The sequence below is a fragment of the Mesorhizobium amorphae CCNWGS0123 genome, from assembly GCF_001686985.1.
Classification (GTDB): Bacteria; Pseudomonadota; Alphaproteobacteria; order Rhizobiales; family Rhizobiaceae; genus Mesorhizobium; species Mesorhizobium amorphae.
Genome location: NZ_CP015318.1, coordinates 2,947,814 through 2,974,003 on the forward strand (window position 1 = coordinate 2,947,814; position 26,190 = coordinate 2,974,003).

Below are 26,190 nucleotides of genomic sequence, written 5' to 3' on the forward strand. Positions count from 1 at the left end.
AGAAGGTGGATCGGCGCGCCAGCGCCGAGACGGATGAGGGGTGAGGGGTGCTGGAAGAAACGAGACTTCAGAAAGTTAAATGATTCGAGGTGCTTATGCCTTCAGCGCAGCGATCCGTCCAACACCCCTCATCCGTCCGAGCTTCGCTCGGGCACCTTCTCCCACAAGGGGAGAAGGGAAGAACGCATCGCCAGGCACAAAAAAAGCCGGGCGCGAGGCCCGGCTTTTTCGTGTCGTGGCTTGAACGACTTAGAACTTCATACCGACGCCGAAGGTGACGCGGTTGTCCTTGACCTTGACGTTGCCAAGAGAGCCGAAGTCCTTGTCGCCGTAGTCGGTGTAGCGGTACTCGACACGGCCGAACACGTTGTCGGTGATCTTGATGTCGGTGCCGACGCCGGCGGTCCAGCCGAACATCGCATTGCTGTCGTCGGTGCCGGTGACGCTATCCGTGATCTTCTGGTTCTTGCCGGCGAGACCGCCGGTGCCGTAGAGCAGGATTTCCGGGGTCACGGAATAGCCGAGGCGGGCACGCAGCGAGCCTTCGAAGCCGCCCTTGGCGTCGATGCCGTCGCTGTCGCCCTTGACGCCGTTGTAGCCGAGATCGGCTTCAGCGCCGTACACGAAGTTCTCCTGCTGCCACTGATAGCCGCCGAAGACGCCGCCGACGAAGCCCTTGGTCTTCACGTCGACGCCGGCGTCACGGGCATCGGCATGGCCACTAAAGCCATAGCCGGCGCTGATACCAGCATAGGGGCCGGCCCAGGAAGCGACCGGAAGTTCGGCAATTGGAGCTGCCGGTGCAGGCGGCTCTTCCGAGACCACGTCCGCCGCGTAGGCGGTTCCACTGAGGGCGAAGAGCCCGAGTGCGACAGCCAGCGGCCGTGCGAATTTGAGATTGGCTTGCATTGTTCTTTACTCCTTAAGCCACAGGACACAGGCTTGTTTTTCACGATCGCCATCGATCCGTCCGGGGGGTGAAACGGATCTGGCGTTCGTATGTTCCAAATGTCGTGTCAAAATGCGGCTGAAGCGAACCTGAACTTGGGTCATTCCCCGGCGCGAATGAGGCTGAACCTTGACGTTGCATCTTCGCAACAGCGAGATGTCAGGACGCTTGCCATGCTGCACTGCACTCGGCTTGGTGCAAGGAGTCCAGCGCCCTATATTGCGGTCCAGTTGGCCGAGTCTCGGCCGGAGCCGAAATGCCGATCGGGCGGCTTTGCCACAATCCTGCCCCAGGTGGAAACGGCATTTAACCCCTAGGCGCGTCATAATTTGCCGGCGGCCGGAATCGAGGCCGCGATTGAGGATTGACAGGATGAGCGAAGCCGCCGGAACGGCGCTGGTGACAGGCGGGGGAAAACGGATCGGCAAGGCGATCGTCGAGGATCTGGCCAGGCACGGTTTTGCCGTCGCCATCCACGCCAACGGTTCGCTGGCCGCAGCAGAGGCGCTTGCCGCGCGGATCCGGGATGAGGGCGGTCGCGCCGCCGTGGTCGGCGCCGATCTCACCGACATGGGCGCGGTCGGCGACCTCGTGGGACGCGCCGAGGCAGCGCTCGGCCCGGTCACGCTTTTGGTCAACAACGCCTCCCTGTTCGTCGACGACAGCATCGAGGATTTCGACTGGGCCGTATGGGACCGCCACTTCGCCATTCATGTGAAAGCCCCCGCGCTTCTGGCGCAGAACTTCGCCCGCGCGTTGCCGCAGGGCGAGGAGGGGCTGATCGTCAACATCATCGACCAGCGCGTCTGGCGGCCGACGCCGCGCTACTTCTCCTATGCGCTGTCGAAGTCGACGCTGTGGAGGCAGACCGAGATGCTGGCGCAGGCGCTGGGACCACGCATCCGCGTCAACGCCATCGGCCCCGGACCGACGCTGAAGAACGCGCGCCAGGAAGACAGCGATTTTGCCGCGCAGGTCGACGGGCTGATCCTGAAACGCGGCCCTGAATTGCCCGAATTCGGCGCCACCATCCGCTATCTCTGGGCGGCGCGCTCGATCACCGGCCAGATGATCGCGCTGGATGGCGGCCAGCATCTTGCATGGCAGACGCCCGATGTGACAGGCATGGTGGAATGAGTCCCGCAGACCACAAACACAAGCAGCGCGGCGCCGCCGACGATCTGCCGCCCGAGATCGACCTCGAGGACGAGTCGGCCGAGGAGATCGCCGAGCCGGAAACCACTTCGGCCGCACCCGACGTCGCATTCACGGCAATAGACTGGACGTCGCATGCCGGCGATGCCGACGGCATGGTCGGCGCCGAAGTCATCCAGACCTTGGTCAAGCGGCTGCCCAACGCGCCCGGCGTCTACCGCATGATGAATGCGGCCGGCGACGTGCTCTATGTCGGCAAGGCGCGCAGCCTGAAGAAGCGGGTGACCAACTATGCGCAAGGGCGGTTCCACACCAGCCGCATCGGCCGCATGGTGCGCGAGACGTCGACGATGGAATTCGTGGTCACCCGCACCGAGATCGAGGCGCTGCTGCTCGAAGCCAATCTGATCAAGCGCTTGCGGCCGCGCTTCAATGTGCTGATGCGGGACGACAAGTCGTTCCCCTATATTTTGGTCACTGGCGACCACGTCTCGCCCGGCATCTACAAGCATCGCGGCGCGCGCTCGCGCAAAGGCGACTATTTCGGCCCCTTCGCCTCGGCCGGCGCCGTCGGGCGCACCATCAATTCGCTGCAGCGCGCCTTTCTGCTCAGAAGCTGCACCAACTCCTTCTACGAGAACCGTACACGGCCTTGCCTGCTTTACCAGATCAAGCGCTGCGCCGGCCCGTGCACCGGCGAGATATCGCACCAGGACTATGCCGAGCTGGTCGCCGAGGCGAAGGATTTCCTGTCCGGCCGCAGCCAGAAGGTGAAGACGGAAATTTCCGGCGCCATGCAGCAGGCCTCGCAAGACCTCGATTTCGAGCGCGCCGCCATCTATCGCGACCGGCTGGCAGCGCTGTCGCATGTGCAGAGCCACCAGGGCATCAACCCGCAGACGGTGGAAGAGGCGGATGTCTTCGCCATCCACCAGGAAGGCGGCCAGGTCTGCATCCAGGTGTTCTTCTTCCGCACCGGCCAGAACTGGGGCAACCGCGCCTATTTCCCCAAAGCCGATCCGGCGCTGGAGGGATCGGAAGTGCTCGGCTCGTTCCTGGCGCAGTTCTACGACGATAAGCCGACGCCGCGCGCCGTTCTTCTGTCGCATGGCGTCGAGGAGCAGGAGCTTCTGGCCGAGGCGCTCTCCACCCGCGCCCGCCGCAAGGTGTCGATCTCGGTGCCGCAGCGCGGTGAGAAGAAGGACCTGACCGACAATGCGCTGCAGAATGCGCGCGAGGCGCTTGGCCGCCGGCTGGCCGAAACCTCGACGCAGGCGCGCCTGCTCACCGGCTTCGCCGAGACCTTCGGCATGGCAAGGCCGCCGGTGCGCATCGAGGTCTACGACAATTCGCACATCATGGGCACCAACGCCGTCGGCGCCATGGTCGTCGCCGGGCCGGAAGGGTTCGTCAAGAACCAGTACCGGAAGTTCAACATCCGCTCGACCGAGATCACACCGGGCGACGATTTCGGCATGATGCGCGAGGTGATGGAGCGGCGCTTTTCGCGGCTGCTGAAGGAGCATGGCGATGCGCCGCAAGGCGGTGAGGCCGAGGGCGAGACGGAAGACGACATCGAGGGCAATGGTGGCTTCCCGGCCTGGCCCGACGTCATCCTGATCGACGGCGGCCAGGGCCAGATGAGTGCGGTGCGCAAGATCCTGTCCGATCTCGGCATCGAGGACCGCGTCGTGGCCATCGGCATCGCCAAGGGCCAGGACCGCGACGCCGGCCGCGAGCGTTTCTTCGTCAGGGGCAGGGACTCGTTTTCGCTGCCGGTGCGCGATCCCGTGCTCTATTTCGTCCAGCGGCTGCGCGACGAGGTGCATCGCTTTGCCATCGGCTCGCACCGCGCGCGGCGCAAGAAGGAGATGGTCAAGAACCCGCTCGACGAGATCAGCGGCATCGGCCCCGGCCGCAAGCGCGCACTGCTGCTCCATTTCGGCACCGCAAAGGCGGTCAGCCGCGCGGCGGTCGAGGATCTGGTCAAGGTCGACGGCATTTCCGAGCAGGTGGCCAGGCTGGTCTACAATCATTTCCATGAGAGTTGACGAGGTGTATCGCTATTCAGCCGGCCTGAGCTGAATTTCGATACGCCCCGGGTCTTTTCGGCTGGCCAATCGAAATTGTTCTGTTGACCCCCCACATTCGCTTCTGATTTGAGTACGCAGGCAGAAAGAGTCCCAAAAATATGGCCCAGCGCGCGTTCAACCTGCCCAACATGCTCACCTACGCCCGCATCCTCGCGGTGCCGCTGGTCGTGCTGTGCTTTTTCCTTGAGGGCCATCTGAAGTCGAGCGACTTCGCCCGCTGGTTGGCTCTGGCCATTTTCCTGCTCGCTTCGATCACCGATTACTTCGACGGCTATTTTGCACGCGCCTGGAAACAGACCTCCAACATCGGCAAGATGCTCGACCCGATCGCCGACAAATTGCTGGTCGCCACCTGCCTGCTGCTCTTGGCCGCCGACACCGACCGCCATGCCGGCATCGCCGGCTGGTCGCTATGGGCTGCGATCATCATCCTGTGCCGCGAGATCCTGGTCTCCGGCCTGCGCGAATATCTGGCGGCCCTCAAGGTCTCGGTGCCGGTCACGCAACTCGCCAAATGGAAGACCACCATCCAGATGGTCGCCATCGCCTTCCTGCTAGCCGGCCCGGCCGGCGACAAGATCTTCCCGCTGACCACGCAGACCGGCCTGGTGCTGCTGTGGATCGCCGCTCTGGTCACGCTCTACACCGGCTATGACTATTTCCGTGCCGGCTTGAAGCACATCATGGACGAGTGACGTGGCAACCAAGCTCATCTACTTCGCCTGGGTGCGCGAACGGATCGGCAAGCCGGAAGAGGATGTCGAACTGCCCGCCGGCATCGAGACGGTAGCCGACCTGCTGCGCTGGCTGAAGTCGCGCGGCGAGGAATATGAGCACGCGCTGCAGTATCCCGACGTGATCCGCGTCGCCATCAATCAGGAACATGTCGAGCACCGCGAGAAGATCGCCGGCGCGCGGGAGATTGCTCTGTTCCCGCCGATGACCGGGGGCTGAAACCATGTCCGGCGCTGTAGTGCCTGTCGTGCGCATCCAGCGCGAAGATTTCGACGTTGCCGCCGAGATCGCCAGGCTGAGCGAAGGCCGAGCCGACATCGGCGCCGTGGTGACATTCTCCGGTCTCTGCCGCGACGAGCAGGGCCGGCTGTCGGCCCTCGAACTCGAACATTATCCCGGCATGGCCGAGGCCGAGATCGCCCGTATCGCCAGCGAGGCGATCGAACGCTGGCCGCTGCACGGCCTCACCGTCATCCACCGCCACGGCAAGGTCCGGCCGGGCGGGAACATCGTTCTCGTGGTGACGGCTTCCGCGCATCGCCAGGCGGCATTCGAGGCGGCGAACTTTTTGATGGACTACCTGAAGTCGCGGGCGCCGTTCTGGAAGAAGGAGCACCATGCCGACGGTTCCGCGGGCGGCTGGGTCGACGCCAAGGAGATCGACGACAAGGCCGCCGGCCGCTGGAAGGCGCCGTCCAAATAAACTCTCCCGCAGCCATTCATTGACCGCAATCCTTTGGCCAATTTGCTGCCATCGGTCAGCCTGGGCAAGGGAGAAGGTCATGCTCGACAGGATCGCCGAATTCTTCATCTTTGGTTTTGTGCCGCTGGTCGTCGGCATGCTGGCGGTGCCGGAAATGTCCAACGCCGCCGATAAGACCCTGAAGGGCGAGGTGATGTATCGCGAGCGCATCGCATTGCCGCCCAATGCCGTGCTCTCCGTCCAGCTTGCCGACGTGTCGCTGGCCGACGCGCCGGCGGCGATCATCGGCGAGCGCAAGGTGGCGCCGGCCGGCCAGGTGCCGATCAGGTTCGAGATCAGTTTCGATCCCCAGGTGATCCGCCCGAACATGACCTATGCGCTGCAGGCGCGCATCACCGTCGACGACAGGCTGATGTTCATCTCCGATACGCGCCATCAGGTCGACCCGCTGAGCGATGCGCCGCAGACGATCATGCTGAAGATGGTGGCGCCGGACGACAAGGCGGCCGGCGCTCTGCTCGGCCAGAGCTGGCTGGTCGAATACATCGACGGCATCGGCGTGATTGCGGAGCCGCAGGCGACGTTCCGGGTGAGCGAAGCCGGCAAGGCCGGCGGCAGCGGCCCCTGCAACGTCTATTTCGCCACCGCGAAGGTCGACGGTTCGACGATCGCCATCAGCGAGATCGGCTCGACCTTCAAGGCCTGCGCGCCTGATGTCATGGCCGAGGAAAAGGCGCTGTTCGAGGCGCTGGCCAGGGCGGCGTCCTACCATGTCGATGCCGGCAAGCTCACCATCACCGACAAGGACGGCAAGGACATCCTGCGCTTCAACGCCGCGAGCTGAGGTTCCTTTAAACGGCGCTGAGGGGCTCAAGGCACCACTTGCGTAAGCAGCGTCAGGTGCTCGCTTGCTCGAACATTGCACCATAGTGATAGGGCGCCACCTCGACCAAACCGGCGAGTTTCAGGCCCCCCGCAGCGGCATCAGCGATGGTCTGGTCGGGCGACAGTCTGAGCTCGGTTCTCGGGCCACGCGGCTCGCCCAGCACCGTCGTCTTTTCGCGCGGCTGCTGGTGCCAGTTGACGATGGCAAAGCGTCCGGCAGGGGCGAGTGCCTCGCGCACGGCGTGCGCCAGCCGCGGCCGGTCCGGCACTGGAAGGCGTTGGCCATGAAGACGAAGTCGACCGGCCGAGGTGCCAGGCTGGCGAGTTCGTAGGCATCGCCGGCGACGAAGTCGCAATTCGTCACACCGGCATCGGTCAGCCGTCGCTGGGCCGCCCCCAACTGGTCGGCGTCGATGTCGATGGCGATGACGCGGCGGGCGACCCTGGCGATTGGCAGCGTGAACCAGCCGTCGCCGCAGCAGAGGTCGATCACCTCCATGCCGGGCTCCAGCCCGGTTGCCGCGAGCACGTCGGCGGGATCGGGCCAAAGCGCCTCCCACCAGGCACTCGACGGCATCTCGGTGCCCTGAAAGAAACCGGGAATGGCGGTGGTCATGATCGGGTCGGCTCCAGTATGCCCTGAACCGACCTTAGCGCAGGCAAATCCCCCGCGGGAGTGCCGGACGGGCCCCGCCGCTCCAAAGAAAAGGCCGGCGAAGCGCCGGCCTTTGGATCAGATCTGGCGATGCCAGCTCAGCCGACGATCTCGGTATCCGAGAACCAGTACTTGATCTCCTGCGCGGCGGTCTCCGGCGCGTCCGAGCCGTGCACGGAATTCTCGCCGATCGACAGCGCGTGCACCTTGCGGATGGTGCCTTCGGCGGCGTTGGCCGGGTTGGTGGCGCCCATCACTTCGCGGTTCTTGGCAATGGCGTTTTCGCCTTCCAGCACCTGGACGATGGTCGGCGCCGAGGACATGAACTCCACCAGCTCGCCGAAGAACGGACGCTCCTTGTGCACGGCATAAAAGCCTTCCGCCTCGCGGCGGCTCATCCACACGCGGCGCGAAGCGATGACGCGAAGGCCGGCATCCTCAAGCATCTGGGTGATGGCACCGGTGAGATTGCGCCGCGTCGCGTCGGGCTTGATCATGGAAAAGGTGCGTTCGATCGCCATTGGGTCGTCCTTGCTTTTTGAGAATGGGAATTGGAGTGGCGGGCTCTATACAAGCCGCTTCGGTCCTTGCCAAGGGGAGGCGGCTTCTGGCCAAGGCCGGATGTTTGCGGGATAATTAGACGGCTGCACGCGGGGCCCGGGCGCCGGGTCGGGGAGCATCGCGGCAGCGGAGCCGAAGGCGATGCACTGGCCTTACGTCAAACGCGGCGACTTCACCGGCATCCTCTTCGTGGCCGTTCTTTTCACCGTCATCACCCTGGTCCTGCTGTTCCTGCCCCAGCTGAAGCAGGATTTCGGCCTTGGCCCGGAATGGCAATGCGCGCGCATCGAGGTGGGCGATCCAATCTGCGTCAGGCTGGTCCAAGAGAATGAAGCGAGTTAGCCGGGGCTATCGCCTGATCACCACCGGCGGCCGCCGCTGCTCCCAGCCCTCGCGCTGCAGCGTCGGCACGTCGTGCTCCTCGCTCGGATAGCCGACGCAGAAATAGCCGATCAGCGTCCATTCGGGCGGCGTGTCGAGGATCTCGGTCATCTCGGCCGGATCGAGGATCGAGACCCAGCCGACGCCGATGCTTTCCGCGCGCGCCGCCAGCCACAGCGTGTGCACCGCCATCACCGCCGAATAGTCAATCGTCGCCGGCATGGTCAGGCGGCCCAGACCGTGGCCTTGCCCCGTTGTGCGGTCGGCGAAGACCGCGAACTGGCAGGGCGCCTCGGCAAGCCCGGCGAGCTTGAGGCGCGCGTAGAGCGCCGCGCGCTCGCCCGAAAAGCATGCCAGCGCCTCGGCGTTGCAGCGCTCGAAGCAGCGTTTCACGGCGTTGCGCCGCTCCGGACTTTCGACCACGACGAAGCGCCAGGGCTGGCTGAGCCCGACAGACGGCGCAACGCTGGCAAGCTCGAGCAGCCGCTCCAGCGTGCCTTCGGCCAGCGGCGTCGGCTTGAAGCGCCTGACGTCACGGCGCCAGCGCAGCAGCGTTTCCAGCCCGGTGCGAAAGTCGTCGGAGAAATCCGGACTTGAGGTCATGCCGCTATATTGCCTTCGTTGAGGTCGCCCGGATTCACCGGCCGCTGCTTCTTGGCCTCGATCAAGGCAGCGATGAGGCGTGCAAAGCGACGCAGGCGCGCCCGCCTTGTCGCATTTCGGAAGCGGTGGGCGGTTACGCCGCCGCCACCGTGCGGCCGAGGCCGCCATTGAGATCGAGGCAGCGTTCGAACCATTGCGCCACGATGTCGCTTTGCTCCAGCAGCCGGTAGGGCGAGGCGATGCGTGCCCATTGCAGCGCGCCGAAGACGATGTAGTCGGCAAAAAGCGGCGAGGCGCCGCCAATGAAAGGCTGGTAGCCGAGCATCGAGCGCAATGGCTCCAGCGAGGCGCGGAATGCGTTTAGTCCGGCGTCGCGGCCAGCCACCACCTCTTCCAGCCGCTTGCCGAAGCGCTGCTCGCGGTTCTGGCGGAAATATGCGGCATTCGGCTCGTCCTGCATGGCGTGCAGGTCCATGACCGCCACGGTGTTGATGTAGGGATGGATGGTCAACTGCGACCAGCGTTCGATGAAGCGCGCCATCGCCTTGCCGCCGTCGCCGGAAAACAAGCTCGGCCGCTCCGGATAGGTCTCGTCGAGATAGAGCGCGATGGCGAAGGAATCAGCGATCACCTTCTCGCCATCGCGGATCACCGGAACGAGCTTCGAAATACCGCCCTCGACGGCAGGCACTTCGAGGAAGCGCGTCGGCACGCTGGAACTGGTGAGCCCCTTGTGGGCGAGCGCCATCGCGATCTTCCAGCAATGCGGGCTGAACGGGCGGGCAGTGTCGCGCCCGACAAGTTCATAGAGCACAATGGTCATTGGCGGAGCCGTTCCTCTGGTTGGAGCAAAAGCATGACTGATGGAGCCATTCCGTTTCCATCACAACATCCTTTGCTCTAGGTAGAGCCGGGATTCGAAGCGAGCCGGTGAAAGAGATGAAACAGCATTTCATGATGTTTGCGGCCTACAATCAATGGGCCAATGGACGCATCTACGAGGCCGCCGCCGATCTCGTGGACGAAGAATTCGAAAGGGATGTCGGCGCCTTTTTCGGCTCGATGGCGGGCACGCTCAACCATCTGCTGGCCGCCGACCGTGTCTGGATGAAGCGCTTCACCGGCGAGGGCGACGCACCTTCGAGGATCGACACGATCATCCACCGCGCCTTGTCTGTCCTCAGCCTGGCACGCGAAGCGGAAGACAAGAGGATCATCGACTGGGTCGGCGGCATGAGCGACAAGGCGCTCGCCGGCCGCTTCTCCTACATGACGCTTACCGACATGCGCACCGTCTCGCAGCGGTTGGCGCCGGCGCTGAGCCACTTCTTCAACCATCAGACCCACCATCGCGGCCAGGCGCATATGATCCTGACCGTACTCGGCCGACCCTCGGTGCCGCTCGACCTGATGCTGTTCCAGCGCAGCGAGGAAGGCCGCGCCTATGCCTGATTTCGGGATCGGGCATGTAGCATATTAGGAACTTCTAAGTTTTAGAATAAAGCATGATTTGTTTTAGCGCATTAATGAAATATTCAAAAACCAGGATTCAATGAAACAGAAAGAGCGGTGAAACTGAAGTGCATCTCCAAGCGTAGCCCTTGCTGCATGAGCAATATAGCGGATTTGTTCCCAGGAAATTGCGATGCAGGAACTGGATGGCAACAAAGGAGAGTGTCATGCATAGTATCGTTCGGAAAATCGCTGGAACTTTTGCGAGTGGAGCGATTATCGTTATTCTCGCCGCTCCTGCAAATGCGGCCGAGGTTGGCCTTGGTGGCCTTGGCGGCGTTTCCGTCGGCGGCAATTCAGCCAACGGCAATGTGGGCGGCGCCAATGGGGCCAACGCGGATGCTTCCTTCGGCGGCAGCAGCACCAGCGCCAACGTTTCGATCGGCGGCTCGGGTGCCGCCAATGCCAATGCCACCCTTGGTGGCGGCGGTGCCGGGGTTGCGGCGTCCCTGGGCGGGACCAACGGCGTAGGGACCAATGCGTCCCTGGGCACCAGCAATGGGGTCAATGGAGCGCTGGGAACGACGCTCGGCGGCACGAGCGCCAATGTCGGTGTCGGCACCGGGGTTGGAACACCTGGCATTCCCGGCGTCCCCGGCACTGCGGCAAATCCCGGCACGCTGGCTCTGCCCGGCGTCGTCGCCCAGATGTCGACCAGCCAGCTGACGCGCTTGAAGAAGCGCTGCGTCGACGTGCTCAGCAGCGAAGGCACCTATGACCGCGAGCTGCGGCAGCTGTGCCTGCTGATCTCGCGCCGGTAGCGCGCCTGCCACGCGTTGACGACAACGTCCGGCAGTCTGAAGGCCCGCCACTTAAGTGGCGGAAGGCCCGCCACTCGGATGGCGGGCCTTTTTTGCGCTGGTCCGGCCAATAAATATTAGTTTGTCGAACATTAGTGTCTTTGCGGGGAAAAGTTTAACCATGTTCGGATTGCAACGCCGATCTTAGGATTTCATTTGCCTTCCCGCTTCAGGATGATCTGACGTAGCGGGAGCAATGGCATGCGCATCGATTTGTCCCCGACAAGCTGGGGCAGGGTCATAGTGGTGACGGTGGTCGGCACGGCGATCTGCATTGGCGCTGCGTTCTTCGTCGATTCCTTCAATTTCCCCCATCTGTCGCCCGAAGCGCTGTGGCACGCGCAATTGACCGACCTGTTCCTCCCGCTGGTGCTGGCTGGTTCGTTTTTCTTCTTCCTGATGTACAAGATGCGCCAGCTGGCCATCGCCCAGAAGGAATTGAGCATCGTCGCGGCCACCGACAGCCTGACGGCGGTGTTCAACCGCGGCGCGTTTTCGATGCTCGTCGAAGCCTATCTCGACCAGGCCCGCAGCCAGGCGGTCGTCAATGCCGGCGCGTTCCTGATCGTCGACGCCGATCATTTCAAGACCATCAACGATCGTCTCGGCCACGATTGCGGCGACCAGGCGCTGAAGCTGATCGCCAAGACGATCCAGGACCAGTTGCGCGGGGCCGACATCGTCGGCCGCATTGGTGGCGAGGAATTCGCGGTCTTTCTTCCCGGCGCCGACTCCTCGCAGTCCTGGCTGGTCGCCGAGGGCATAAGGCGGCGGATCCGCGAGGTGGAATTCGCCCCGGGCGGTCGGCCTTGCCCACTTTCGGTAAGTATAGGCGGCATCGCCTTCAGCGGCCCGACCACCTATGCCGACATGTTCCGGGTGGCCGACGAGCACCTCTACAAGGCCAAGTCGAACGGCCGCGACCAGGTCAGCTTCGAAACGACCGGGCTGCGCGGCCCAGCGGTCGGCGACGCCGCGACCGTCCACTGAAACCAGTGAAATAGCAAAAATAGTAAGTGCTGAGCAGCTATCCGCCTGCGCGTTTATCCAGTGCCATCAGCTATTCCACCATTCACGATCACGCGGCGTAGCCGCCAAAACCACGCGCGACCGGCTTGACCGAGACGGCGGGCTGGGCTGCAGGCCAGAGGACACCGGCGGTCACCGCAAAGGTGATCAGCGCATCGCGCGCCGCCTCGGTGGAGATATCGCCGGCACGTGCCGCTTCGCAGGCCTTCACCGCCGCGCCATAGCTCAGGCGGCGCCGCGACGGCGGGAATTCGGTCAGGAATTCGTGCATGTCGAAGAGCGACGCGATCATGCGCTTGTGACCGGCGCCGACGGTGACGGCGACCGGGGTGAAGAACATCCTGTCGTGCATTCTGGCCTCTCGGGTTGGGCGAAAAAGGCGGCGGTCGCCGCTCTTCCGGTTGGGTCGAACGCCAGAGAACGCGGAGGGTGACCTGAGGTTCCATGGTGAGGGGCTTTTTTCGGGGCAGTAGGGCGCTGGTCGAGGCGTTGCGCTAAGTCCGAAAGACCTATGGAACGGAAGCGGTCGTCGTCATGTGGCCCGGAGCGAGTGGCGGCCCCTCAAAATGCGCCGACAGCACCAGGAACAGGATAGCAATGCCGGCGATAAGGGCGGCAACGACATTGACGAACAGCCTCCCGGCGAGTTGCCCCAATCTCTGCCGCCAACTCATGGCGGATGGTACGAAACGCATCCCTGCCTCCCTTTGGCGGATGCCAATGCAGCTCTCAGGCATCCGCTACGCGCCGAAGTCACGGCGCGAGCGGTGCCAACCGGTCTCAGTCCCAGCCTCTGTGCAAGCCACAGCTCCAGACTCTCTTGATGACCAGGCGGTTGTGATGCCAACGCTTGTGCACTCTCACGCCGCAGTCGCGGTGGTGGCGGTGATGGCGCCAGTAGCGCCTGTCGTCGTTGTCGCGCATGGCGAACTGGCGGTGATGATGGCGGCGCCATTGGTAACTGTCACGATCACGGCCCCAGCCGTCATCGGTGGTGATCGTCACGCTTGCCGCCTGCACCGGAACCGCCGTCGGCGCCAGCGTTGCCATGGCGAGCATGGTTGCGAGGATCAGCTTTCTCATATCGGCCTCCTTTGCATTAGGCTTTGCTAACCGAAATCCATCCGGCGGCCGATGGTTCCATCGCAATCAACCGCTAAAGTCCCGGACGCATGTCAAGAAAGGGCATTTGTCGAGGGGGCTGCTTGTCGCGACGCTGGTGTCGGATCAGTCCGTCTCGTCGGGCGCGCGAAGGACCAGATAGTCGGTGGAAACGGCACTAGGCCCGGTTCCTCGCGTGACGCGCACGGTCGCCAGTTTCTGTCCGGAGAGACTTGCGTCGGCGCTCGCCCCGGGCATCGGTATCGTTCCGTCGACCGGCCGGCATTGGCCGACCATGCCGGTGCCTTGCAGCCTGCGGGGCAGGGCGGCGGTGCACGCGGCGATGTCCGGATAGACGACAGGCTGTGTCTGAGCCGGGTGACAGAAAACCATGTCCGGACTGCATGAAAGCAGGATCATTGCCGCCGCCACTACGGGTTCCATTGTCGCGCTCCGCCTGAACGCGGATAACGCAAGGCGCGGTCTTTGGTTGCCGGCAAAGGACAGTCGGTGTCCGAGGGCGCCTATTTCCACATGCCGCGCATGCGCGCGCCAAGGTCGACGCGCACCTGCGGCTGGCGGCGCGGATCGTCCTTGGCCTGGACGCTCGCCCACGCCGTCTGTTCGAAGGCGGAAAGGATCGAGGCCGGGATGAAGCGCGTGCGCGAGGCATAGACGTGACGGTCGCCGCGCGCCGCCTGGCCATGGACGAAGAAGCGCTGCGGCATGACCAGATGCAGGCTGTCCTTGGCTCGTGTCATCGCCACATAGAGCAGCCGGCGCTCCTCCTCGATGTCCTCCTTGGTGCCGACACCGAGATCGGCCGGAATGCAGCCGTCGACGGAATTGAGCACGACAACATTCTTCCACTCCTGGCCCTTGGCCGAATGAATGGTCGACAGCATGAGATAATCCTCGTCGCGATGCGGCAGCCCGGCCTGGTCGCTGGTCGCATCCGGCGGATCGAGCGTCAGCTCGGTGAGGAAGCGCTCGCGCGAGGCGTATCCGGATGCGATCTGCTCGAGCTGCAGAAGGTCGGCCCGCCGCGTCGTCGCGTCCTCATGGATGCGCTCCAAATGCGGCTCATACCAGAGCCGGACCTGTTCGAGATCGGCAGGCCATTTCGCGCCAGTCCGCAAGCCGGAATAGAGCGCGATGAAGGCCGGCCAGTCTTCCGCCGCGCGCTGCGGCGGCCGGCAGCGGGCGAGCCCCATCGCCTCGTTGAGCGACGTCGCCATCGCCTCGACGATCTGCGAGGCGGCCGAGGGACCGATGCCGGGCAGAAGCTGCAGCACGCGAAAACCGGCGACGCGGTCGCGTGGGTTTTCGGCAAAGCGCAGCATCGCCAGCATGTCCTTGACATGGGCGGCGTCGAGGAATTTCAGCCCGCCGAACTTGACGAAGGGGATGTTGCGGCGCGTCAGTTCGATCTCCAGCGGCCCGCTGTGATGCGAGGCGCGAAACAGCACAGCCTGCGATTTCAGCACCGTGCCGGCCTCGCGCTCGGCCAGGATCGCCTGGCAGACATAGTTGGCCTGCTCGGCCTCGTCGCGCACGCTGACCAGTTTCGGCTTCTGCGAGGATCTGCGCTCGGTCCACAGGTTCTTGGTGAAGCGCTCGGAGGCCTCGGAGATGACCGCATTGGCCGCGGCCAGAATGGTCTCGGTCGAGCGATAGTTGCGCTCCAGCGTGACGATCGCGGCTGCCTGAGCGAACTGTTTTGGGAAATCGAGGATGTTGCGCACTTCGGCGGCGCGGAAGGAATAGATCGACTGCGCGTCGTCGCCAACCACCGTCAGCCCGGAGCCGTCGGGCTTCAGCGCTGTCAGGATCGAGGCCTGCAGCCGGTTGGTGTCCTGATATTCGTCGACCAGCACATGGTCGAAGCGGCCGCTGAGATGCGCCGCGATCTCCGGCTCGGCCGCCATCTGCGCCCAGTAGAGCAGCAGGTCGTCGTAATCGAGCACGTTCTGCGCCTGCTTGGCCTCGACATACGCGGAAAACAGCGCCTTCAGCTGTTCTGCCCAGCCGGCGCACCAGGGAAACGCCGAACCCAGCACCTCACCGAGCGGCGCCTGCGCATTGACGGCGCGCGAATAGATCGCCAGGCACGTGCCCTTGGTCGGAAAGCGGCTTTCCGTCTTCGAGAACCCAAGCTCGTGGCGGGCGAGGTTCATCAGGTCGGCGGAGTCCTCGCGGTCATGGATGGTGAAGGCCGGATCGAGGCCGATCTCCATCGCATAGTCGCGCAACAGCCGCGCACCTATGCCATGGAAGGTGCCGGCCCAGGTCAGCGCGTCCGTGATGACCGAGGCGTCGCGCCCAAGCACCTCGCCGGCGATGCGCTCGACGCGCTTCGCCATCTCCGCGGCGGCGCGGCGCGAAAACGTCATAAGCAGGATGCGGCGCGGGTCGGCGCCTTTGACGATCAGATGCGCGACGCGGTGGGCGAGCGTGTTGGTCTTGCCGGACCCGGCGCCCGCGATCACCAGCAGCGGCGCGGCAACCATGCCGTCGCCATGCTCGACCGCCTGGCGCTGCTGGTCGTTCAGCTTGGCGAGATAGGCAGGCTGGAAGGTCGAATCACGGGCAGCGAAGTTCATCGCCCATCAAGCATTGTTTCCGCTTTGTTCGCAACGGATTAAGCTGCCGATCTCTTCCCTCGATGGGGAGATTGGCTGGGCCGCCGTCGACTTCGCAATCTACCGCCTCGGCTCCACGCCCATCGCCGCCGACTGGCGCCGCAGCGCACGGCGCTCGTCGCCCGGCATCGGCAACGGATCGAAATCATCCGGCACCTCGTCGATGACCTTCCTGGTGAAGCGATAGGTCGCATAGGCGAACAGGCCAACAATCAGCAGACGGATCATGATCAAATCCTCCTTCGGCGGACCAACCGGAGAGAGAGCATTTTGTTCCGCCCTCCCTGCGGCTCGGCTTGCCGTGCAACCAAACCGGCACCGCGTCGTTTGCCCTGAAAGGGGCGAACGAGAGGAGGTTGTCATGAAGAAGCTTCCGATGCTGCTGGCCTTGGGGCTTGCGCTCGCCGCCTGCGACAACAACATCCCGCCGACCAAAGCGCCAGTCGACCAGAATCCGCAGGTCGACAAGAATGCGGTACCCAAGTCGGCGACTGGCGGTGATCAGGCTGGCACGCCACCGGCGCCATAGCGATGATGCCTCTCAGGGCAAGAGCGTGTGGCCCGACCAGGACATCGGGCGGGAAATCACGCTGGCCACAAAAGAAGGCCGGCGCTGCTTGGGAGGAAGCTGAAAGCGCCGGCCAAGCGGGAAATCAGGCCCGCCGCACAAGGAAAGATAGCTGAGTCTTGCCGTTGCGTCATGGTACGAATGCAAACAGCCGTCGGGCTGTTGCAAATGTGCATCGCGTAGGTGGGTTTGCTCGAGGAAACGTTTCGAAATTCATTTGTTGCCTTGCACTATGCAAGTTGCAAACTTGAACTTTCGCCAAGAGGCAATCGAATGATGTATTTGCTTTGATGTTCGTTCGGCGGTTCTGGTGGGCCGCCCCTCACTGCTGGCGTTCGCCGCTCATCTCGATGTCCAGCTGGCGTTGCGTCAGCGCTGCCTCGGCCATCACCCATTGCTTGAACAGCACCACCTTGCGCGCTGCCAGCGTCGTGTCCGGGCTGACGAAATACCAGCCGGCAGTGTTGGGATGGTGGACCGCGAACGGCGCCACCAGCCGCTCGGCGCGGATGTCGCTCGCCATATAGGCGCGGTTGGCCACGGCGAAGCCCATGCCCGCATTGGCCGCCTCGTAGGACATCATGCAGGAATCGAAATAGATGCTTTTGGTCTCGCTGAGCACAAAGCTGGCGCCGGCAAAGCCCAGCCATGACTGCCAGTTCTGGGTGCAGGTGTCGGAATGCAGCAGCGTGAAATACTGCAGATCCTCCGGCGTCACCTTGGACAAAGGCTTGTCACCGAGAATTTCGTGGAACAGCTTGCGGCTGCATACCGGCGTCAGGTCTTCCTTGAACAGAAGATCCGCCTTCATGTCGGGGAAGTGGCCGTCGCCATAGCGGATTTCGAGGTCGAATTCCGACGTCGCGAATTCATGCGTGGCATAGGAGGTCGAGACCCGCATCTCGATATCGGGATATTGATGCTGGAACGCCGGCAGGCGCGGGAACAGCCAGCGCGCCGCGAAGGTCGGCAGCACCGAAATCTTCAGCACATGCGCCTGCGACTGTCCGGTCGCCTCCATGCTTGCCGCCACGATCCGCTCCAGCGCTTCGCGCACGCGCGACACATAGGTCTCGCCCTCAGGCGTCAGCGAGACGGCATTGCCGCCGCGCTGGAAGATCTTGAAGCGCAGCTGGTCCTCGAGGCTCTTGACGCGCTGGCTGACCGCGGAGGCGGTGATGAACTGCTCTTCGCCGGCGCGCGTGAAATTCCTGTGCCTCGCGGCACTCTCCACGATTTTCAGCGAATTGAGGTTGACCTGACTGAGCAGACGCACGGTTTCGACCTTAAGCTGGGCTTAGGGTAGCACCAGCATTCCTAATTTTACAGGGGGTGCTAATTTAATCGACTGTCGTTCAAGTGTTGTCCCCGATCCTGGAGAAGTACAATGAACGCACATACCATCCCGGAATTGCGGTATGCGATGAGCCGTGAAGCCATCATCGGCCACGAGACGGCCTGGAAAGTGTCTAGTTTCGGCGTCGCGCAGTATCGTCACGGCTATGACCCGGCGCTGCTTGCCGCGATCGAGGAGGCTGCGCTCAAGCTCAAGGCCAGCCACGCCGTGCACAAGCACCTCGACCTCACCTTCATCACCGGCGCCGACCGTTTCATTCCCGAAATCAAGGAGTTGCTGCACGATAAGATGCGCCTGGAGCGGCTCTCCGACATGATGGGCACCAAGCTCGAGCCCTATCCGCTGTCGATCGTCGGCTCGACCGTCACCTTCATGAATCCCAGGGATGGCGCCGTCGATTGGCATTGCGACGGCGTTCCGGTCACCGAACTCATTCCGCTGTCGATCAGCGATCCGCTGGTCGGCGGCCATCTCGAAATCTATTGCGACGATTCAGAGACCGGCCGCGCCATCCTCGAATCCGGTCGCGAGATCCCGCGCAACCGCGTCATGCGCATCGACCACAAGATGAACTACGCCACGCTCGGCCAGTTCCTCGGCGTGCTCCACCGCACAGCTCCGATCCAGCTCGGCGAGCGCGTCACGCTGGTGCTCAACCAGCGCTCGGTTGCAAAGCCCTATGTCGACGACAACCGCATGTTCTATCTGGCCGCCGACAACGACCAGGACCGCGAATGGGTCAACGAGCTGGCCGAGGACGTGTGGACCAACCAGCTGCCGGCCTACCGCCGCCACGAGGAGGAACGCCCGGTGCCGCAGCCGCTCGACGCGGCCATGCCGGGCGGCGCAAGGGAATCATGGTAAGCAGGCCATGGGCGGGAACCGGTTTTTGCTGAGCTGACCTTCGATTTCGGAACAGATCATGGTCAAACAGGAGCATACACTCCCGTCCCGGTCCGCCCTGGGCGCGTCGGGCTCGAGGTCTGCGCTGGTCTTTGCCGTCGGCGCGGTCGCGCTGTGGGCGACCAACGCGCTGGTCGGCAAATCCCTGCTCGCAAGCCATTCGGTGTCGCAGGTGCAGTTCCTGCAATTTGTTGGCGCCGCCCTGGTCTTTGCCTTGATCCGGCTGATCGGCCGGCATGGCGGCCGGCGACGGATGCCGCAAGATAACGGGGCGGGGATGAGTGCTGCTCTGGTGCCGTTCGCCGTCGGCATCATCGGCCTTGTCGGTACCATGATCCTGCAATATGTCGCCTTCGCCTCGATGCCGGTCATCGAGGCCAATCTTGTCGCCTACACCTGGCCGCTGATGGTCGCGGCGGCGATCATCGTCCTCGACAGGCCGCGTCGTCCGGCGCTGCTTGGCATCACCGCCGCGCTCGGCTTCGTCGGCGTCGCGCTGGTGATTTCGGGCGGGCGTGAACAGTCGTGGTTCCAGGGCAATCTCGCCGGCTATCTCGCCGCCTTCGGGTCGGCGCTGTGCATGGCCTTCTACTCGATCGTCGTCGGTCGCCTTGCCACGTCACCGGACCGCCTGCTGCTGCCTTCGGCGTTGGTCGGCGTGGCGCTGACATTCCTGTGGTGCGTTCACGACGGTGTCGCCTGGGACATCGGCCCATACCTGCTTGCCGGGCTCTATCTCGGCGCTGGTCCGATGGGCCTCGGCTACTATTTCTGGTCGCGGGCACTGAAGCTCGACCAGGGCGGCAAGGTCGCTGTCGTCGCCTATCTCACGCCGATCGCCTCGACCCTTTTGCTTACGCTCTCGGGCGAAAGGCTGACGATGACGGCCATTGCCGGCGCCGTCCTCGTCATCGGCAGTTGCATTGCGGTTGGCATCGAAGGTTCGGAGGCCGAAAACCATGCTTGACGAGGATGAACGCCGCGCTAGACAGGAAGCGCACTGGCTGGTCAGGGAGTTCGGCGCCGAGGCGCCGCTCTATGCCGCAATGAAGGCAGAAAAGGCGATTGAGCAGAAAGATTTCGGTCGTTGTGCCCGTTGGAAGCGTATTCTCGAGATTCTGTCCGATTCCGTACACTCAAAGTCGACCGCTTCCAAGTATTAGATTTTCTAATTTGCGCCGCCGTAGGCGGCTATGAAAATATCGGATCGTATTGAGTCTGCATGGGTTACTGACTCTTGATGGTCCGTTGGGGAACGGGGCGAATCGATACATCCAAAGAAGTCTTCAAAAGAGCTGGCGACTTGATCGCCAGCAGAGGGAAAAAAATTGAACAATATCGATGACAGGACTGCAATCGAACTCACCGCCGACATTGTCTCGGCCTATGTCGGCAACAATCCGCTTCCGGCCGCCGGCCTGCCGGACCTGATCGCCAGTGTCAGCGCCTCGGTGCGCAAGCTGGCTGGTGCCAGCGCCGTCAAGGAGAGCGTGGCGCAGACGCCGGCCGTCAATCCGAAGCGGTCGGTATTTCCGGACTACATCGTCTGCCTCGAGGATGGAAAGAAGTTCAAGTCGCTGAAACGGCACCTGAGCACCGACCACGGGCTGACTCCGGACGAATACCGCGCCAAATGGGGTCTGGCGCCAGACTATCCGATGGTGGCGCCCAGCTATTCCGCGACCCGCTCGGCGCTGGCGAAGTCTTCTGGTCTCGGCCGCAAGCCTGCCGTGGCTGCTCCGGCCAAGGCGGCCAAGCGCAAGGCCAAGAGCTGATCGCGAACTATGTGATATGTCGCCCAAAGTGCGCGGCACTTTTGGGCGACATGCATAAACCAAAGGCTTGAAGCGCGTCGCGTGAATCCGTTTCAACGCGATGCGCTTTGACGTGCTCCAACGTTGCCCTATCAGTTTCTCGGTTCCTGCGGCGTCTGAGCGCCCATCCGTTTCGGATCTTGCGCGTTCGCCAGATTGTCGGCTTCGACCGCCGTCATCTCGAGAAAATACACCAGCATGTGATAGCGCGTGCGCGATAGCATTTTCGCCAATTTCCGGGTGATGTCGGCGACATATCTGAGCGCGCGCAGATCGTTCGCTGACTCGTCCATGTGGGCTCCTGACCAAGTAAAATTCTTCTTGGCGCCCAAGTCGAATCGAGGCCCAACGACAAGGTCACAGCATCGGCGCAAAAATTGAAATCAATTCTTCGAAAGACATCGTGTCCGGAGCAAAGTTTTTCTGGTCCTTGCGCATCCGAAGCGCACGCGATGCGCTAGTATATGTTGAGGCTGAACTTCAAGTTGCCTGTTGAATCGATTTACTGCTCGGCAACGTGGGTCGGGCCGATTCAGGTGGTGCTGTCTGGCCGTCCGACGTCGACGGCGAGGCCTATTCGGCCAGCCCAGCCGCAAGCCCTTGCGAAGCGTCGGTGTCCCGTGCAAAAGCGCGGCCATGCTTGTTATCAACGACCTTTCGCTCCGCATGGCCGGGCGCCTGCTTCTCGACCACGCCTCGCTGACCTTGCCGGCAGGCACCAAGGCCGGCCTCGTCGGCCGCAACGGCACCGGCAAGACGACGTTGTTCAAGGCAATCACCGGCGATTTCCCCTCCGAGACCGGTTCGATCAGCCTGCCGAAGAACACCCGCATCGGCCAGGTGGCGCAGGAAGCGCCGGGCACCGAGGAGCCGCTGATCGAGATCGTGCTCAAGGCCGATGTCGAGCGCCAGGCGCTGCTCGAAGAGGAAAAGACGGCGACCGATCCGCACCGCATCGCCGACATCCACATGCGGCTGGCCGACATCGATGCGCATTCGGCCGAGTCCCGCGCCGCCACCATCCTGGCCGGCCTCGGCTTCGACGATGCGGCGCAGCGCCGCCCGGCCTCGTCCTTCTCCGGCGGCTGGCGCATGCGCGTGGCACTGGCAGCCGTGCTGTTTTCCGAGCCCGATCTGTTGCTGCTCGACGAGCCGACCAACTATCTCGATCTCGAAGGCACGCTGTGGCTGGAGAACTACGTCTCCAAGTATCCGCACACCGTGCTTTTGATCTCGCACGACCGCGACCTACTCAACCGTGCCGTCAACTCGATCGTCCATCTCGACCAGAAGAAGCTGACCTTCTGGCGCGGCGGCTACGACCAGTTCGAGCGCCAATACACCGAGCAGAAGGAATTGCAGGAGAAGGGCCGCGTCAAGCAGGAAGCGGCGCGCAAGCACATGGAGTCCTTCGTCGAGCGCTTCCGCGCCAAGGCTTCCAAGGCCAGGCAGGCGCAGTCGCGCATCAAGGCGCTGGAGAAGATGAAGCCGATCGCGGCGATCGTGAACGACACTGTGCAGCCGTTCTCCTTCCCCGAGCCGGTCAAGACCGTGGCCTCGCCGATCATCGCGCTGAACAGCGTCAATGTCGGCTACACCGAAGGCCAGCCGATCCTGAAGAAGATGACGCTGCGTATCGATGCCGACGACCGCATCGCGCTGCTCGGCGCCAACGGCAACGGCAAGTCGACCTTCGCCAAGCTTTTGTCCGGCCGCTTGAAGCAGGAGACCGGCACCATGACGGTGGCGCCCGGGTTGAAAGTGGCGATCTTCGCCCAGCACCAACTCGACGATCTCAGGCCGGAGGAAAATGCCTATGAGCATGTCCGCCGGCTGATGCCGGAGGCACCGGAATCGAAGGTGCGCGGCCGCGTCGCCCAGTTCGGCCTGACCACCGAAAAGATGAACACCGCCGCCAAGGACCTGTCGGGCGGCGAGAAGGCGCGGCTGCTGATGGGCCTGTCGGCCTTCGAAGGGCCGAACCTGTTCATCCTCGACGAGCCGACCAACCATCTCGACATCGACAGCCGTGAATCGCTGATCCATGCGCTGAACGAGTTTCCCGGCGCCGTGATCCTGATCTCGCACGACCGCCATCTTTTGGAAGCGACGGCCGACCGGCTGTGGCTGGTCAAGGACGGCGCGGTCAATCCGTATGATGGCGACCTCGAGGACTACAAGACGCTGGTAACCGGCGTCTCCGGCGACCGCCGCGAGCGGCGCGAAGCTGACAAGGCGTCGAAGGCCGACCGCCGTCGCGAGGCGGCCGCGAGACGCGCCGCCTTCGAGCCGCTGGCCAAGGAAATCCGCGCCACCGAAGCGCTGATGGACCGCATCCGCAAGCGCATGGACCTGATCGAGGACGAACTCGCCAATCCGGCGATCTACGAGAAGGATCCGTCGACTGCGACACGGCTAGCCAAGGAGCGCTCGCAGCTTGCCCAGACGCTGGCCGGCAACGAGGAGAAATGGCTGACCATGTCGGCGGAGTATGAGGAAGGCACCGCGGAGTAGGGGTAGCGTGAGCTCCCCCACTTGGGGGGAGATTGGCTAATCGTCTGGCCCTACACGCCACCCGCGAAACCCGCTACACACCCGCCCATGAACCAGCACGCCAAGCTTCGCATCGGCCATTCGGCCTGTCCGCATGATTGCCCGTCGACCTGCGCGCTCGAGGTCGAACTGCTCGACGACAAGCGCATCGGCCGCGTCCATGGCGCCAAGGCCAACAGCTATACGGCTGGCGTCATCTGCGCCAAGGTTGCGCGCTATGCCGACCGTGTCCATCACCCTGATCGCCTGCTGAAGCCGCTGGTGCGGGCCGGCGCCAAGGGCGAAGGCGCCTGGAAGGAAGCGAGTTGGGAAGCCGCGCTCGACCTCGTCGCCGAGAAGTTAATCGCGGCCGAGGAAAGGCACGGCTCGCAGACGGTCTGGCCATATTTCTATGCCGGCACGATGGGGCTGGTGCAGCGCGACGGCATCGACCGGCTGCGCCACGCGAAAAAGTACTCCGGCTTCTTCGGCTCGATCTGCACCAACCTGGCCTGGACCGGCTGGATGGTGGGGGCGGGCGCGCTGCGCGGACCCGACCCGCGCGAGATGGCCAAGTCCGACTGCGTTGTGATCTGGGGCACCAATGCCGTGGTCACGCAGGTCAACGTCATGACCCACGCCATCAAGGCGCGCAAGGAGCGTGGCGCCAAGATCGTCGTTATCGACGTCTACGAGAACGCGACGATGAAGCAGGCCGATCTCGGCCTGGTGCTGAAGCCCGGCACCGATGGCGCGCTGGCCTGCGCGGTCATGCATGTGCTGTTCAAGGAAGGCATGGCCGACCGCGTCTATTTGGAAAAATACACCGACGATCCGCGTGGTCTGGAAGAGCATCTAAAGGAGCGCACCCCGGAATGGGCGGCTTCGATCACCGGGCTCGACGTGGCAGAGATCGAGACCTTCGCCCGCCTCGTCGGCACGACCAGGAGAACCTATTTTCGCCTTGGCTACGGCTTTGCGCGCCAGCGCAACGGCGCGGTCAACATGCATGCGGCGTCCTGCATCGCCGCCGTCACCGGCAGCTGGCAGTATGAAGGCGGCGGTGCCTTCCACTCCAATTCCGGCATCTTCAAGCTGAACCAGGATGTGCTCGAAGGCACCGCGATGCGCGACCCCAGCGTCCGCCATCTCGACCATTCGCGCATCGGCCCTGTGCTGACCGGAGCGGCGGACGCGCTCTATGGCGGCCCGCCGGTGACGGCGCTGCTGATCCAGAATACCAATCCGGTGAATGTCGCGCCCGAGCAGCGGCTGGTACGCCAAGGCTTCCTGCGCGACGACCTCTTCTCTTGCGTGCACGAGCAGTTCATGACCGATACGGCAAAACTTGCCGACGTCGTGCTGCCGGCGACGATGTTTCTGGAGCATGACGACGTCTACAAGGGCGGCGGCAACCAGCACATCATGCTCGGCCCGAAGCTGATCGACCCGCCGGAAGGGCCTCGCACCAACCACTTCGTCATCGAGGAACTTGGCAAGCGGCTCGGCGTCGCCGACCGGCCGGGCTTCGGCCTCACCGAGCGAGAACATATCGACATCATTCTCGGCAAGCGCGGGCTGGGCAGCTTCGACAGCCTGAAAGAGCAAAAATGGGTCGACCTGCAGCCGGATTTCGAGACCGCGCATTTCATCAATGGTTTCGGCCATCCGGACGGAAAATTCCGCTTTCGCGCGGACTGGACCGGGCAGGCCGCGCCCAACCGGCCGCCGAAGAGCATGGGCCTGTTCGGCCCGGTGGAACGGCTGCCGGAACTCCCCGATCATGTCGACTTGATCGAGGTGGCGGATGAAGCGCACCCGTTCCGGCTGACGACCTCGCCGGCGCGCAACTTCCTCAACTCGACCTTCGCCGAGACGCCGGTGTCGAAGGCCAAGGAAGGCAGGCCGGAACTGCTGCTGCACCCCGACGACGCAGCCGCTCTCGGGCTTGCCGATGGCGCCCGCGTCGAGGTTGGCAACCAGCGCGGCGAAGTGGTGCTGCATGCCAAACTGTTCGACGGCATCAAGCGCGGCGTGGTGATCGCCGAAGGCATCTGGCCGAACAGCGCGCATGAGCGCGGCGAAGGCATCAACGTCCTGACCGGCGCCGATGCGCCTGCGCCCTATGGCGGTGCGGCGCTGCACGACAACAAGGTCTGGCTGCGCAAGGCGGAAGAGCTGGGCGCCCAGAGCAATTCCAGGAAAAGTGCGTAGCGCTTTCCCTTGGGAATTGCGTCAAAACAAAGAGATAGAGCGGTTCGGCGTTTCCGTGAAACGATGAACCGCTCCAGCGGTGGGTTCCACATTTGGCATCTGGCCCAAATGCCTGCCGTCGCGGCTGCCAGCTCCCGCGTCTATAGAGGCTCCCCTCAGCTGAGACGAAGGAGGATGCCATGGCCGGGATTTCGCTGCTGGGAATACCGCATGACGAGAATTCGTCCTATCTGCGCGGCGCGGCGGCAGCGCCGGCACTGATCAGGCGCGAATTGCAAAGCGACGCCCACAGCTCGTGGAGCGAAACCGGCTTCGATCTGACGGATCGCTTCGTCGACCATGGCGACATCGACTTTACCGGCGCGGGCGACCCGTGGGAGCGGATCGAGGCCGAGGTCGGACGCGCGCTGGATGCTGGCCATCCGCTGATCAGCCTCGGCGGCGACCATGCCATCGCCTGGCCGGTTCTGCGCGCCGTGCGTCGCCGCCACCCAAGCCTGACGATCGTCCAGATCGACGCCCACCCCGACATCTATCCCGCCTATCAGGACAATCTGCGCTCGCACACCTCGTCCTTCGCCCGCATCATGGAGGAGCAGCTGGCCGACCGGCTGATCCAGATCGGCCTGCGCACCCTCAATGATGACCTTCGCGACCAGATCGGGCGCTTCGGCGTCGAGGTGGTAGAGGCGCGCCATTTCAGCGAAGGTCTGCGGCTCGAGCTCAAGACGCCCGTCTACCTCTCGGTGGATCTCGACGGTCTCGATCCGGCCTTTGCGCCTGGCGTCTCCCACCGCGAGCCGGGCGGACTGTCGACCCGGCAGTTGATCAGCCTCATCCAGGGCATCGACCAACGAATCGTCGCTGCCGATGTCGTCGAATACAATTCAAGCCAGGATGTCTCCAACCTGACGGCACTGGTTGCCGCCAAGCTGGTGAAGGAGATCGCCGGCATGATGCTGAAGACCAACGGCGCGACTGCCGGCTGAATCAATTTG

Annotated in this window: 31 protein-coding genes; 18 read left to right on the plus strand and 13 right to left on the minus strand. The window is 63.6% G+C overall.

What is annotated here, in order from left to right; genetic code table 11:
- Positions 1-249 precede the first annotated feature (249 nt).
- The gene (locus tag A6B35_RS13685) at positions 250-909 is read right to left on the minus strand and encodes an outer membrane protein (RefSeq protein ID WP_006201588.1); all 660 of its coding nucleotides are present in this window, start codon (positions 907-909) and stop codon (positions 250-252) included.
- Positions 910-1,321: 412 nt separating this feature from the next.
- Between A6B35_RS13685 and A6B35_RS13690 the strand changes: the two genes are divergently transcribed.
- The 6 genes from A6B35_RS13690 to A6B35_RS13715 all read left to right on the plus strand — a co-directional run bounded on the left by A6B35_RS13690 (position 1,322) and on the right by A6B35_RS13715 (position 6,479).
- Entirely contained in the window at positions 1,322-2,086 is a 765-nt protein-coding gene (locus A6B35_RS13690) for an SDR family oxidoreductase (protein WP_006201587.1), read from the plus strand.
- Positions 2,083-4,155, plus strand: a complete 2,073-nt coding sequence (uvrC, locus tag A6B35_RS13695; RefSeq protein ID WP_006201586.1) for an excinuclease ABC subunit UvrC — start codon at positions 2,083-2,085, stop codon at positions 4,153-4,155. The genes A6B35_RS13690 and uvrC overlap by 4 nt, the downstream gene beginning before the upstream one ends.
- A gap of 140 nt (positions 4,156-4,295) precedes the next feature.
- A complete protein-coding gene (pgsA, locus tag A6B35_RS13700) occupies positions 4,296-4,892 on the plus strand; it encodes a CDP-diacylglycerol--glycerol-3-phosphate 3-phosphatidyltransferase (RefSeq protein WP_006201585.1) in 597 nt (198 codons plus the stop codon).
- A gap of 1 nt (position 4,893) precedes the next feature.
- Positions 4,894-5,151 (plus strand): molybdopterin converting factor subunit 1, encoded by a 258-nt coding sequence (gene moaD, locus A6B35_RS13705; RefSeq protein ID WP_006201584.1) that lies wholly within the window; start codon positions 4,894-4,896, stop codon positions 5,149-5,151.
- Positions 5,152-5,155: 4 nt separating this feature from the next.
- A complete protein-coding gene (locus A6B35_RS13710; protein ID WP_006201583.1) occupies positions 5,156-5,635 on the plus strand; it encodes a molybdenum cofactor biosynthesis protein MoaE in 480 nt (159 codons plus the stop codon).
- Between the two features lie 79 nt (positions 5,636-5,714).
- Positions 5,715-6,479 (plus strand): YbaY family lipoprotein, encoded by a 765-nt coding sequence (locus tag A6B35_RS13715; protein ID WP_006201582.1) that lies wholly within the window; start codon positions 5,715-5,717, stop codon positions 6,477-6,479.
- Positions 6,480-6,599: 120 nt separating this feature from the next.
- Here the strand turns inward: A6B35_RS13715 and A6B35_RS13720 are convergent, their stop codons facing one another.
- Together A6B35_RS13720 and ndk are read right to left on the minus strand one after the other, a co-directional pair.
- The gene (locus A6B35_RS13720) at positions 6,600-7,136 is read right to left on the minus strand and encodes a class I SAM-dependent methyltransferase (RefSeq protein ID WP_006201581.1); all 537 of its coding nucleotides are present in this window, start codon (positions 7,134-7,136) and stop codon (positions 6,600-6,602) included.
- A 137-nt stretch (positions 7,137-7,273) separates the two neighbouring features.
- Positions 7,274-7,696 (minus strand): nucleoside-diphosphate kinase, encoded by a 423-nt coding sequence (ndk, locus tag A6B35_RS13725; RefSeq protein ID WP_006201580.1) that lies wholly within the window; start codon positions 7,694-7,696, stop codon positions 7,274-7,276.
- A 181-nt stretch (positions 7,697-7,877) separates the two neighbouring features.
- Here ndk and A6B35_RS13730 point away from each other — a divergent pair, with 181 nt between their 5' ends.
- A complete protein-coding gene (locus A6B35_RS13730) occupies positions 7,878-8,078 on the plus strand; it encodes a hypothetical protein (protein WP_006201579.1) in 201 nt (66 codons plus the stop codon).
- A gap of 6 nt (positions 8,079-8,084) precedes the next feature.
- On the opposite strand, the gene bluB is transcribed toward A6B35_RS13730, so the two are convergent.
- Positions 8,085-8,720: a 5,6-dimethylbenzimidazole synthase gene (bluB, locus tag A6B35_RS13735; protein ID WP_006201578.1), complete on the minus strand. Its 636-nt coding sequence runs from the start codon at positions 8,718-8,720 to the stop codon at positions 8,085-8,087.
- Positions 8,721-8,853: 133 nt separating this feature from the next.
- Entirely contained in the window at positions 8,854-9,543 is a 690-nt protein-coding gene (locus tag A6B35_RS13740; protein WP_006201577.1) for a glutathione S-transferase family protein, read from the minus strand.
- Positions 9,544-9,659: 116 nt separating this feature from the next.
- Between A6B35_RS13740 and A6B35_RS13745 the strand changes: the two genes are divergently transcribed.
- From A6B35_RS13745 to A6B35_RS13755, 3 genes are all read left to right on the plus strand, one after another.
- Positions 9,660-10,172 (plus strand): DinB family protein, encoded by a 513-nt coding sequence (locus tag A6B35_RS13745; protein ID WP_006201576.1) that lies wholly within the window; start codon positions 9,660-9,662, stop codon positions 10,170-10,172.
- Between the two features lie 227 nt (positions 10,173-10,399).
- Complete coding sequence (locus A6B35_RS13750; RefSeq protein ID WP_006201575.1) at positions 10,400-10,993, plus strand: hypothetical protein; 594 nt, start codon at positions 10,400-10,402, stop codon at positions 10,991-10,993.
- Between the two features lie 240 nt (positions 10,994-11,233).
- Complete coding sequence (locus A6B35_RS13755; RefSeq protein WP_006201574.1) at positions 11,234-12,022, plus strand: GGDEF domain-containing protein; 789 nt, start codon at positions 11,234-11,236, stop codon at positions 12,020-12,022.
- Positions 12,023-12,110: 88 nt separating this feature from the next.
- Here A6B35_RS13755 and A6B35_RS13760 read toward each other — a convergent pair whose 3' ends face one another.
- The 6 genes from A6B35_RS13760 to A6B35_RS36195 all read right to left on the minus strand — a co-directional run bounded on the left by A6B35_RS13760 (position 12,111) and on the right by A6B35_RS36195 (position 16,032).
- Positions 12,111-12,413, minus strand: a complete 303-nt coding sequence (locus A6B35_RS13760) for a DUF982 domain-containing protein (RefSeq protein WP_006201573.1) — start codon at positions 12,411-12,413, stop codon at positions 12,111-12,113.
- A gap of 157 nt (positions 12,414-12,570) precedes the next feature.
- On the minus strand, positions 12,571-12,756 hold the full coding sequence (locus tag A6B35_RS13765) for a hypothetical protein (RefSeq protein WP_040582535.1): 186 nt from the start codon (positions 12,754-12,756) through the stop codon (positions 12,571-12,573).
- An 85-nt stretch (positions 12,757-12,841) separates the two neighbouring features.
- Entirely contained in the window at positions 12,842-13,144 is a 303-nt protein-coding gene (locus tag A6B35_RS13770; RefSeq protein WP_006201571.1) for a hypothetical protein, read from the minus strand.
- 144 nt (positions 13,145-13,288) lie between these two features.
- Positions 13,289-13,606 carry a hypothetical protein gene (locus A6B35_RS13775; protein WP_006201570.1) on the minus strand — a complete coding sequence of 106 codons (318 nt, stop codon included), beginning with the start codon at positions 13,604-13,606 and terminating at the stop codon, positions 13,289-13,291.
- Between the two features lie 80 nt (positions 13,607-13,686).
- Positions 13,687-15,765 carry an ATP-dependent helicase gene (locus tag A6B35_RS13780; protein WP_006201569.1) on the minus strand — a complete coding sequence of 693 codons (2,079 nt, stop codon included), beginning with the start codon at positions 15,763-15,765 and terminating at the stop codon, positions 13,687-13,689.
- Between the two features lie 99 nt (positions 15,766-15,864).
- A complete protein-coding gene (locus A6B35_RS36195; protein ID WP_006201568.1) occupies positions 15,865-16,032 on the minus strand; it encodes a hypothetical protein in 168 nt (55 codons plus the stop codon).
- A gap of 133 nt (positions 16,033-16,165) precedes the next feature.
- Between A6B35_RS36195 and A6B35_RS36200 the strand changes: the two genes are divergently transcribed.
- Positions 16,166-16,333 carry a hypothetical protein gene (locus tag A6B35_RS36200; protein ID WP_006201567.1) on the plus strand — a complete coding sequence of 56 codons (168 nt, stop codon included), beginning with the start codon at positions 16,166-16,168 and terminating at the stop codon, positions 16,331-16,333.
- Positions 16,334-16,694: 361 nt separating this feature from the next.
- Here the strand turns inward: A6B35_RS36200 and A6B35_RS13785 are convergent, their stop codons facing one another.
- Positions 16,695-17,648, minus strand: a complete 954-nt coding sequence (locus tag A6B35_RS13785; protein ID WP_006201566.1) for a LysR substrate-binding domain-containing protein — start codon at positions 17,646-17,648, stop codon at positions 16,695-16,697.
- 111 nt (positions 17,649-17,759) lie between these two features.
- On the opposite strand from A6B35_RS13785, the gene A6B35_RS36205 reads away from it, so the two are divergent.
- The 4 genes from A6B35_RS36205 to A6B35_RS13805 all read left to right on the plus strand — a co-directional run bounded on the left by A6B35_RS36205 (position 17,760) and on the right by A6B35_RS13805 (position 20,407).
- A complete protein-coding gene (locus A6B35_RS36205; protein ID WP_006201565.1) occupies positions 17,760-18,593 on the plus strand; it encodes a hypothetical protein in 834 nt (277 codons plus the stop codon).
- Positions 18,594-18,651: 58 nt separating this feature from the next.
- On the plus strand, positions 18,652-19,599 hold the full coding sequence (locus A6B35_RS13795; RefSeq protein ID WP_006201564.1) for a DMT family transporter: 948 nt from the start codon (positions 18,652-18,654) through the stop codon (positions 19,597-19,599).
- A complete protein-coding gene (locus A6B35_RS13800) occupies positions 19,592-19,795 on the plus strand; it encodes a hypothetical protein (protein WP_006201563.1) in 204 nt (67 codons plus the stop codon). Before A6B35_RS13795 ends, A6B35_RS13800 begins: the two co-directional genes overlap by 8 nt.
- Positions 19,796-19,960: 165 nt before the next feature.
- Positions 19,961-20,407 carry a Ros/MucR family transcriptional regulator gene (locus A6B35_RS13805; RefSeq protein WP_006201562.1) on the plus strand — a complete coding sequence of 149 codons (447 nt, stop codon included), beginning with the start codon at positions 19,961-19,963 and terminating at the stop codon, positions 20,405-20,407.
- Positions 20,408-20,538: 131 nt separating this feature from the next.
- Here A6B35_RS13805 and A6B35_RS13810 read toward each other — a convergent pair whose 3' ends face one another.
- Positions 20,539-20,739, minus strand: coding sequence for a hypothetical protein (locus A6B35_RS13810; RefSeq protein ID WP_006201560.1), 201 nt, complete (start codon positions 20,737-20,739; stop codon positions 20,539-20,541).
- 343 nt (positions 20,740-21,082) lie between these two features.
- On the opposite strand from A6B35_RS13810, the gene A6B35_RS13815 reads away from it, so the two are divergent.
- The 3 genes from A6B35_RS13815 (at position 21,083) to A6B35_RS13825 (ending at position 26,181) form a co-directional block, all read left to right on the plus strand.
- Positions 21,083-22,960 (plus strand): ABC-F family ATP-binding cassette domain-containing protein, encoded by a 1,878-nt coding sequence (locus A6B35_RS13815; RefSeq protein WP_006201559.1) that lies wholly within the window; start codon positions 21,083-21,085, stop codon positions 22,958-22,960.
- Between the two features lie 87 nt (positions 22,961-23,047).
- The gene (locus A6B35_RS13820; RefSeq protein ID WP_006201558.1) at positions 23,048-25,192 is read left to right on the plus strand and encodes a molybdopterin-dependent oxidoreductase; all 2,145 of its coding nucleotides are present in this window, start codon (positions 23,048-23,050) and stop codon (positions 25,190-25,192) included.
- A gap of 179 nt (positions 25,193-25,371) precedes the next feature.
- Positions 25,372-26,181, plus strand: a complete 810-nt coding sequence (locus tag A6B35_RS13825; protein WP_006201557.1) for an agmatinase family protein — start codon at positions 25,372-25,374, stop codon at positions 26,179-26,181.
- The last annotated feature ends 9 nt before the right edge of the window (positions 26,182-26,190 follow it).